This is a genomic window from Oribacterium sp. (genome assembly GCF_057249185.1).
The window spans coordinates 2,867-9,349 of record NZ_DBHIGR010000081.1 but is presented as its reverse complement, the minus strand read 5'-3'; the positions used below and the strand labels follow the sequence as shown (position 1 = coordinate 9,349).

At 42.5% G+C, this 6,483-nt stretch carries 8 protein-coding genes; all 8 read right to left on the bottom strand.

Annotated elements, in window-relative coordinates; translation table 11 throughout:
• The coding region (locus ACO4PX_RS05980; protein WP_485571977.1) for an ABC transporter substrate-binding protein at positions 1-1,255 on the bottom strand (1,255 nt) is incomplete at its 3' end.
• A gap of 29 nt (positions 1,256-1,284) precedes the next feature.
• Positions 1,285-2,679, bottom strand: coding sequence for a D-alanyl-D-alanine carboxypeptidase family protein (locus ACO4PX_RS05975; protein ID WP_304070382.1), 1,395 nt, complete (start codon positions 2,677-2,679; stop codon positions 1,285-1,287).
• Between the two features lie 16 nt (positions 2,680-2,695).
• On the bottom strand, positions 2,696-3,568 hold the full coding sequence (locus ACO4PX_RS05970; protein WP_485571976.1) for a hypothetical protein: 873 nt from the start codon (positions 3,566-3,568) through the stop codon (positions 2,696-2,698).
• Positions 3,569-3,770: 202 nt separating this feature from the next.
• On the bottom strand, positions 3,771-4,091 hold the full coding sequence (locus tag ACO4PX_RS05965) for a hypothetical protein (protein ID WP_485571975.1): 321 nt from the start codon (positions 4,089-4,091) through the stop codon (positions 3,771-3,773).
• Complete coding sequence (locus tag ACO4PX_RS05960) at positions 4,025-4,552, bottom strand: VanZ family protein (RefSeq protein ID WP_455009463.1); 528 nt, start codon at positions 4,550-4,552, stop codon at positions 4,025-4,027. Before ACO4PX_RS05960 ends, ACO4PX_RS05965 begins: the two co-directional genes overlap by 67 nt.
• Positions 4,553-4,678: 126 nt before the next feature.
• Positions 4,679-4,828, bottom strand: a complete 150-nt coding sequence (locus ACO4PX_RS05955; RefSeq protein ID WP_315370152.1) for a hypothetical protein — start codon at positions 4,826-4,828, stop codon at positions 4,679-4,681.
• A 17-nt stretch (positions 4,829-4,845) separates the two neighbouring features.
• Positions 4,846-5,553 (bottom strand): GNAT family N-acetyltransferase, encoded by a 708-nt coding sequence (locus tag ACO4PX_RS05950; protein WP_485571974.1) that lies wholly within the window; start codon positions 5,551-5,553, stop codon positions 4,846-4,848.
• A 126-nt stretch (positions 5,554-5,679) separates the two neighbouring features.
• On the bottom strand, positions 5,680-6,483 hold an 804-nt coding region (locus ACO4PX_RS05945), incomplete at its 5' end, for a glycogen/starch/alpha-glucan phosphorylase (protein WP_485571973.1).

The window sequence follows — 6,483 nt, the reverse complement described above, 5'->3', positions numbered from 1 at the left end:
ACTCTCCACATTCTCCCTGATAGCTCATGCTTTCCAGTGTTTGCAGAAGACTCTTCTTCTTTACTTCTGCTCTTAACTTGCTAAGAATTCCCAGCAAATCCCTGTCATATCTGCTTCCCGACTGTGCCTCTTCTCCTAACGAATCGGAACTTTCCTCTTCCTTTTCCGCCAGTGTAAATGCCTTGTTCTCTCTTCCGTAGAGATATACCGGATAGGGAAGTTCCAAATCGGCCGGGAAGTTCTCCTGATCCCAATCCTTTCCCAAAAGGATGTTATAGGCTTTTTCTTGGGAAAGAAGTGCTTTCTCCTGCTCTCCGGGACTTGGAAGGAACAAAAGATCTATTCCGGCTTCCTCCAGCTCCGACAATTTCGCCTGAAAATCCTCTTCTCCCTTATAGGTCCGAATTTCTACCGTTCCTCCGTACTCGGGAAAGCTTTCCGAGAGCTGTTCCGCTAAGGTCTTACCCTTCTCATCTCCTTCCTGTAGGAGAATGCCCATTTTCCGAAAGGCCTCATTATAAGCGAAAAATCCCAGGTCCACCGCCTGATCCTCCAGACTTTTTTCCAGAACAAAATGATTATTTCCCGGCTCCAGCTTTTTGCTGCTCTGACTCAGGTAGGGTATTTTTTCCTCCACAGAGAATTTTTCCAAAAATGCCTCCAGCTTTTCACTGCCTTCTCCCAGCAACAGCTCCGCCTTAGCCTCTTTTAATGCTTGCTTTAAGTCTTCTTCTTTTCCTTCTTCATAAATCAAGGTATGTAGATTTACGGATGCGTTATTCTCTCCGGCATTTTCCAGATAAGTCCCCAACTCCTCGCCTTTAGTACTTCCCTTATCTTCTACATAATACACTTCTATTGGAGCTCTTTCCGCTACAGAACTGCTTGTTTTCTCCTCTCCTCTTTGAGCCGGGCTTCCTTTTCTCAAAAAAAGGAAAAGTGCCACAAAGACTACACAAAGGAAAAGAAGAAGCAGAAACAGTCGTCTTCTTTGGGCTGCTTTTTTGGCAGCTTCCTTTTGCTTTCTTCTCTTTTTTCTTTCCTCTCGAAGTCTCTGCCGTTCTCTTTCCAGAGCTTCTTCCTCTTCCCTATCCTCAGCATCCCCGTAATGCTCAAACGCCCTGTGCTGAGCAGTAGCTTTATAACTCTCCTGTTTAGCCTGCTCTTTCGGTTCTATAGCTTCAGTTTTGCTTTGCTGATTCCTCTCATCCATTTCCTTTGCTTCAGTGCCGCCCTGCTGATTCTTCTCATCCATATGTCAAAGTCTCCTTTGCTTTTTATGCACTATTTCTTCTTTTTCTCTGACTTTCTTTTCTCTACCAGAATCTTAAATTCTTCCTCTGAAATCTGCAACTCTTCCAGGTTTTTCTTTCGTCTTTCCTTCCACTTCTTCTTTCTTTTTCGTTCATCATGAAGGTTTTTTGCTCCATACAAAGCACCTCCGCCAAATAGGAAAAATCCGAAGCCGGCTAAAATCGTAAATCCGCTGACGGTAACCGCTGCAACCGCTACCTTCTTCTTGGTTTCCTTATTATTTAAAATGACCTGAATATTTTGGTCTTTTCCGATATATCCGCTTCCTACAACTTTTCCATCCAGTAAGATTTGCACTTTTCCCAGGGCGGAAGCCGGAGCATCGCCTTCAATATCCTTAAAAGCATATTGCAAGCCGTCCTGACTTGCTCCCTTAGGAAGAGAAATCTTAACAGTATCCAGAAAATGAATTTTATTTTCCTCCGTAATCTTTCCGGCGGATACCAGCTCCTTTCGCAAGGCCTCTAAGGCTCCGGGATGTTCCCCTAAAGTTTGATTTTCCGTTTCCGAAAAAGCTAAATCCAGTAGAGTCTTTGTATCTGTATAGTGAGAAGGATTTTTGTCCTTCAAAACTACCGTAACCACCTTTCTTCCCTGATCCTCCGCCAAGCTAATCAAGGTATTTCCCGCAATCTGTGTATAGCCGGTTTTTCCCGCTACCACTCGTTTGTCATAGAACTTTGTGTTGGAGAGCATCATTTTATGCTCCATGTAAATTGTATTTCCCTCCGGAAGACGCTTTAAATTCCCTAAAGTATGACTCAGATTTTTTTCAATTTCCAAAAACTCCTTATTCTGAAAGGCGGCCATCCCGATTAAAGCCATATCCCTTGCGGTGGTGTAATGGTTTTCATCCTGCAAACCGGAAGGATTCTGAAAATGGGTACCTGTGCAACCAAGCTCCCTAGCCTTCTCATTCATCATTTCCGCAAAGGCCTCCCGTGAGCCTGCCACATGCTCTGCCAAAGCATTCGCCGCCTCATTTGCAGACTTGAGCAAGAGGGCATGCAAACAGTCATTTACCGTAAGAACATCTCCCTCTTCAATCTGGGCATTGGAGGAGCCCCGATCCACATTGTATACCGCATCGTGGGAAAATGTCACCTTATCCTCCAAGGATGTGTGTTCCAAAACCACAAGAGCCGTCATCACCTTGGTAATACTAGCAGGATATTCTCTTACATCTCCGTTTTTTTCAAACAAAACCGCCCCGGTTTCCGCATCCACCACAATGGCGGACTCCGCCGTTAAGTCTTCTGTTGGCCAGTTGGCAGCCATTGCCACCACACTATAAAAAAGAATAAAAAAACAAAAAGAAAGGAGTAAAAAAATCCTCCCCCTGCTCTTTCCTTTTTTTTCCTTCATACTAAGCAAAATACTTCTAATTCCTTTCCCTCATTTTCTCAAAGTCTACCCTTGCTTCCTTGGTCTTCTCTAAAAAGATCTTCCACAGCTTTTCCTGATGAGCGTGGAAGGAAAGTCCTTGAGATTCCTCTATACAGTAGTTCTCCGGCTGAAAATCCTTTCTATTTTTTAACTGTTCTTCCAAAATTTGGACTCTGCTTTTACCCTTCCGCTTATGCCACAGCTTCTCCTGCTGTTCATAAGCCTGATATAGGTGGGACAGGAAACGATCTCCGAGAAATATGGCAGCATCCCTTTGATGACTCTCCACATATTCCTTGGAAAAGAAAGGACTACTTCCATAATAGGGCATCCATCCGAAGAAAAGAATATTGTTGCGATACATAAAGGGATCCATCTCCTCCTCTTCATAACGCTCTTCCAGAAAATCCCTGCAGTAATCATAAAAATGAGAATAGAAAATATCTTGAAATCTGCTTCTCTCCAATTCTTCATCGGATTGGCTGTAAAGATAAATCTGCAAATAAAGCTCCAAAATTCTGGATTGGGCCTCTTCCTTATTTTCCAAGACAATCCCGAAGGAAAGAAAGACCAGAATGGAAAAGAAATCGCCGAATGAGTTTCTTTCCTTAGCTATTCCGGGATAAAGAAAATCCTTAAGCTCTTCCCGATAACGTTCCAGTAATGCGCCAAGGATAGAACTTCGGTCTATATTTCCTTCCGAAACAGCAGTCTCTAAAGGCTGAACCCCTTGTTTCTCCAGGACTTTAAAATAATCCAAAAAAAAGAAAGCCAAGGGATGAAATACTTCTTTATACGGGGAATCTTCCCTCATTTCCAAGGGAATCTCCCGAATCCGTTCTAAAGCACTATTTCTTCTCTCTCCCATGACTCCTCCATTATAACAAAAATCAGTCTTCTTCCTCTTACAAAAAAGGAAGGAATTTCCTAATTTTTTACTTTGTCTATATTTAAAAAATACTTTATTCAGGCCGGACAGCAAAACTTAGCTTATTCAGGACGGACAATAAGACTTATCTTATTTCGGGACGAACAGCAAAAAATACTATATTCCATACCGGACAGTAAAGTTACATTCTTAAGCCTAAGAGCAGAAGTGCCAGCCAAAAGAACATAAGAACGATATCCACTCCCAAAGCCACATAGACCGGACGTCTTTCAATGAATTTTCCCTTTTCCACAGGTAAGGCAAAACGAAGGGAAATCAAAAGAAAATTCACGGAAAATAACGCCAATGCTCCTAGCACTAAAGGTCCGTTTCCTTTTTCATAAAAGGAAATTCCTATACAGAGAAAGAAAAGGCAGAGAGAAACAAAGGAACTGATTATGGCTCCCAGACTTCCCTTTGCCCATTTTTTTCGGATGTAGCTAAACCGCTTTTCTCCTTCCATTTTCTTCTCCTCCTTTCCCTTTGTATGAGTCGAAACAGAACATAACCCAGGGCTGTTCCCAGGGTATTCAGGATAATATCGTCCACATCACAGCTTCCGGCACGGAAGATAAGCTGAATCGCCTCCACTCCGAAGGACAAAAGATAGCCTGACATTACCGTATTATACCAATACATTCTACAACGCTTGGAAAAGCTGGGGAGCAGGAAGCCCAAAGGGCAAAAGCCGATGATATTTCCCAGTAAGTTTTCCAAAGCATGGGCAAGACCGATTTGTTTCCAATAAAAAAGAAAGCGGAAAATCTCCTTAAAAGGCTCCATATTATAGGAAAATTCCGCCCGATTCATAAAGCCTCTGCCCTTTAACTCGGAAAAAAACAAAACATAAAAGAGAAAAATCAGGTAAAGGCAGAAAAAAAACACCCCCAACCAACGATTTTTCGTCATTTCTTTTCTATGCATATCACACACTAAACGTCTGAATTCTCTCTTCTAAGAAGTCCGTCACAGTCTGATTCCCTCCGTCTCATTTCCTTATAGCAATTCAGAAACGATACTATCCGGATGCTTCTTATTTTCCAAGAGACTTTAGAACGTTAAATCCTCTTTTCTTTTTAGCAAGATGGCTCCATGTACAATGGACAGCACCCCGGTAACAATTCCCAGTGTAATAAGAATTACTCCTAAGGCAATGGAAGAGCCTCCTACATTTCTCATAATCTTATAGATTCTTTCCATGTCTTAAAATCCCTTTCTTAAATCTTTAGTTGGTAATAGGAGCTGGCTTCTTTCACCAAAAAACCCATTTTCTGATAAAGCTTCATGGCCGGGCTGTTACGGGAATCCACCTGAAGAATTACCTTGGTATATGGTCCCTTCTTTCCTTTATCAAAGCAATCCCGAAGAATCGCCTCTCCCTTCCCCTGACCTCTATACCTATTTTCCACCATAAGGCCGTAAAGGTAAAGCGTTTTTTCATTATAGGGAGAAAAATAAACTTCTCCGTAAGGATAATTTCTCTTTTCTCCCGGAAAATCAATCCCATCTTCCAGGGTTTTCTCCAAAAAATATTCCGTATACAGATAGGGAAAAGAAAGGGAAAATTCCTCTTCCCTTTCTCCCTTCTTCATAAATCGAAACACACAGTTTCGAAAATCATCCATCAGACTTTCTTTACATTGGGTAAATAAGCCCTGCCCCCTCATCTTGGGATGGACAAAGGCAAGACAAAGGAGCACGTCCTTTCCTCCCTGTTGCTCACCAAGCTTATATCCCATAAGCAATGCCAAAATCCCCTCGGCAATTCCTGTTTCCTTCTCCCCTTCATTGCGAATGAGATAAAAGAAATCATAGTCCAAATCCGTATCATAGGGAATTTCTTCCTCTAAATTACAAAGAGAGAGGAGGGTCTTACAGTCCCTCTCCTCTTCTAAAGACAGAGTTCGTTGTAATTCGACTTCCATTCCTCTCTCCTGTTCTAACTTATCAAAGTCATTACTTTCCTTCTTTAAAGCAGAAGTTTATTTTGTAAATTCTTTGAAGCACAAGGCTTCAAAGCTTATTACATGACTTTCTCCGAGCTGATTTTTTTAGTCTTTAAAAACAATCTTATCCAAGCCCCAGATATCCTTTGCATACTCCTCAATGGTTCTGTCAGAGGAGAACTTTCCGGCATGGGCTGTATTTAAGATAGCCGCTCTTGCCCACCATGCTTCATCCTGGAACTTCTTCACCGCTTCTTCCTGGGCCTTGATATAAGAACGAAGGTCCTTTAAGATGAAGTAACGGTCTGCTCTGTCGGATTCATTGGTATTTAATAAGGAATCATACAAAGGTCTGAACAATTCAGGATCCTCAGGGCTGTAGAAGCCATTTACCAGCTGCATTAAGACTCTGCGAATTTCCTGGTCGTTGTTGAAAATGTCCATAGGACGGTACTCGTTATTGTGCTCTAAAGCAATAACCTCGTCACTGCTCATACCGAAGATAAAGGCATTTTCCGCCCCAACCTCCTGTACGATTTCCACGTTGGCACCGTCCATAGTTCCCATGGTTAAAGCGCCGTTTACCATTAGCTTCATGTTGGAGGTACCGGAGGCTTCCTTGGAAGCGGTGGAAATCTGCTCGGAGAAGTCTGCCGCAGGGATAATCACCTCTGCACTGGATACCTTATAATCCTCAATGAAAACCACCTTAATCTTATCCTGGATGGAAGCATCGTTGTTGATAACCTCCGCCACGTTATTGATGAGCTTGATGGTCAGCTTTGCAGTCTTATAGCCTGCTGCAGCCTTGGCTCCGAAGATAAAGGTGTGGGGATAGAATTCCATCTCCGGATGATCCTTAATCTGGTTGTAAAGATACATCACGTGAAGGATATTCATCAGCTGTCT

Bases quoted from the DNA above. Each gene is read 5' to 3' on its own strand.
- ACO4PX_RS05975 (WP_304070382.1), bottom strand. From the start codon at position 2,679: ATGAAGGAAAAAAAAGGAAAGAGCAGGGGGAGGATTTTTTTACTCCTT.
- ACO4PX_RS05970 (WP_485571976.1), bottom strand. From the start codon at position 3,568: ATGGGAGAGAGAAGAAATAGTGCTTTAGAACGGATTCGGGAGATTCCC.
- ACO4PX_RS05965 (WP_485571975.1), bottom strand. From the start codon at position 4,091: ATGGAAGGAGAAAAGCGGTTTAGCTACATCCGAAAAAAATGGGCAAAG.
- ACO4PX_RS05960 (WP_455009463.1), bottom strand. From the start codon at position 4,552: ATGCATAGAAAAGAAATGACGAAAAATCGTTGGTTGGGGGTGTTTTTT.
- ACO4PX_RS05955 (WP_315370152.1), bottom strand. From the start codon at position 4,828: ATGGAAAGAATCTATAAGATTATGAGAAATGTAGGAGGCTCTTCCATT.
- ACO4PX_RS05950 (WP_485571974.1), bottom strand. From the start codon at position 5,553: ATGGAAGTCGAATTACAACGAACTCTGTCTTTAGAAGAGGAGAGGGAC.